Below are 2010 nucleotides of genomic sequence, written 5' to 3' on the forward strand. Positions count from 1 at the left end.
ACTCGACATGTGGGCACACCGCCGCCGGCGAGGCGTGGATGTACACCACGCCGGTGGTCGCGTCGGCGAATTGGTTCGACGCACGCATCTGCTGCTCCTTCGGCTCCACGAGGGACGTCTTCCCCAACGACCTGGTGAACCGACGAGCAGGCTGCGGATAAACCGCCAGATGAAGTTGTGCCTTGCGTGTCTATTGTGCCTCTTGATACCCCTGTTGCGCTAGTGTGCGATGTCGGGAAATTACCGCATCCGATAACGCTGGCCATAGGGTTAAGGCCCAGTCGCCGAAATCGCGGTCAGTGAGAACCACCAGGGCCAGGCCAGCGTCTGGATCGGCCCAAATAAAACTGCCTGACTGGCCGAAATGGCCAAACGTCCGAGCCGAGTTAAATGCACCGGTCCAGTGTGGTGATTTGGCGTCGCGGATCTCGAAACCCAGGCCCCAGTCGTTGGGCCGCTGCACGCCGTATCCGGGCAGCACACCGTCCAGCCCCGGAAATTGCACGGTGGTCGCCTCGGCGTGCATCTGCGCCGAGACCGTCGCCGGGCGCAGCAGATCGACCGCGAACGCCGCCAGGTCGGCGACCGTGGAGGTGGCGCCGAAGCCCGCCGCCTCCACGCCGCCGTCCAACCGGGTGGCGGCCATCGCGAGCGGCTCGAACACCGCCTCGCTGAGGTAGCGAGTGAACTCGATGCCCGATGCTTGTTCCACCGTCTCGGCCAGCACGGTGAAGCCTTGGTTGGAGTACACCCGGCGGCTGCCGGGCTTGGCCAGTATGTGGTCGGAGTGCATCGCCAGCCCCGACGTGTGTGCCAACAGGTGGCGAACCGTGGAGCCGGGCGGGCCGGCCGGAGTGTCCAGCTCGACGACGCCTTCTTCGATGGCGACCTGGACTGCGCGGGCCACCAACGGTTTGGTCACCGACGCCAACGCGAATTCGCGGCCGGTGTCGCCGTGGCCGGCCAGCACTCCCTCGGGGCCGATGACCGCGGCGGCGGCGGTCGAGACGGGCCAGTCGTCGAGTGCGTCGAGTGCAGCCATCGCGGCAGAGCGTATTTCATGCCCTGCCGAGCCTGCACCTACAGCTAAAGAATCGCGGTGATCACGGCCGTGTACGCAGAATCGATGCCACCAGCGCAGGCTCGACGGAATGCCGGCGTTTTCGATGGCGGCGACCCGCTGCGCCCGGCTTCGCCGCGCTTGCGATCACCGCTTAGGTTTGACCCCATGAGTCAGACAGTGCGCGGCGTGGTTTCACGCAAGAAGGGCGACCCGGTCGAAATGGTCGACGTCGTCGTTCCCGACCCCGGCCCGGGGGAAGTGCTGGTCGATGTCACCGCATGCGGGGTATGCCACACCGATCTCACCTACCGCGAGGGCGGCATCACCGACGACTACCCGTTTCTGCTCGGCCACGAAGCCGCTGGCACCGTCGAATCGGTCGGACCTGACGTGACCGCAGTCGAGCCCGGCGATTTCGTGATCCTCAACTGGCGCGCGGTCTGCGGTCAGTGCCGGGCCTGCAAACGCGGCAGGCCGCACTTGTGCTTCGACACATTTAACGCCGAACAGAAGATAACGCTGACCGACGGCACCGAACTGACCCCCGCGCTGGGCATCGGCGCGTTCGCCGACAAGACACTGGTGCATCAGGGCCAGTGCACCAAGGTCGATCCCGCGGCCGACCCGGCGGTGGCCGGGCTGCTGGGCTGCGGGGTGATGGCCGGGATCGGCGCCGCGATCAACACCGGGGGCGTGACCCGCGGCGACTCGGTCGCGGTGATCGGCTGCGGCGGCGTGGGGGACGGGGCCGTGCTGGGCGCCCGGCTGGCCGGGGCGCGCACGATCATCGCCGTGGATGTGGACGACCGCAAGCTGGAGTGGGCCAGGGACTTCGGCGCGACGCACGTGATCAACTCGCGCCAGGCCGACCCGGTCGAGGGCATCAGGGAGCTGACCGGCGGCGTCGGGGCTGACGTGGTGATCGAGGCGATCGGCAGGCCGGAGAC

General features: G+C 67.5%; 2 protein-coding genes and 1 pseudogene. 1 reads left to right on the forward strand and 2 read right to left on the reverse strand.

What is annotated here, in order from left to right:
* Both VFA16_RS12730 and VFA16_RS12735 read right to left on the reverse strand, forming a co-directional pair.
* A pseudogene (locus VFA16_RS12730) lies at window positions 1-88 on the reverse strand (DUF3145 domain-containing protein); the annotation flags it as partial.
* Between the two features lie 102 nt (window positions 89-190).
* The gene (locus VFA16_RS12735; protein WP_324968156.1) at window positions 191-1042 is read right to left on the reverse strand and encodes a serine hydrolase domain-containing protein; all 852 of its coding nucleotides are present in this window, start codon (window positions 1040-1042) and stop codon (window positions 191-193) included.
* A 186-nt stretch (window positions 1043-1228) separates the two neighbouring features.
* Between VFA16_RS12735 and VFA16_RS12740 the strand changes: the two genes are divergently transcribed.
* Window positions 1229-2010, forward strand: a 782-nt coding sequence (locus VFA16_RS12740; protein ID WP_324968157.1) for an alcohol dehydrogenase catalytic domain-containing protein, incomplete at its 3' end; no start/stop codon positions are given.

Origin of the sequence: Mycobacterium sp. (assembly GCF_035653355.1) — a bacterium.
Classification (GTDB): Bacteria; Actinomycetota; Actinomycetes; order Mycobacteriales; family Mycobacteriaceae; genus Mycobacterium.

Coding starts and splice junctions, on each gene's coding strand:
- VFA16_RS12735 (WP_324968156.1), bottom strand. CDS start 1,042: ATGGCTGCACTCGACGCACTCGACGACTGGCCCGTCTCGACCGCCGCC.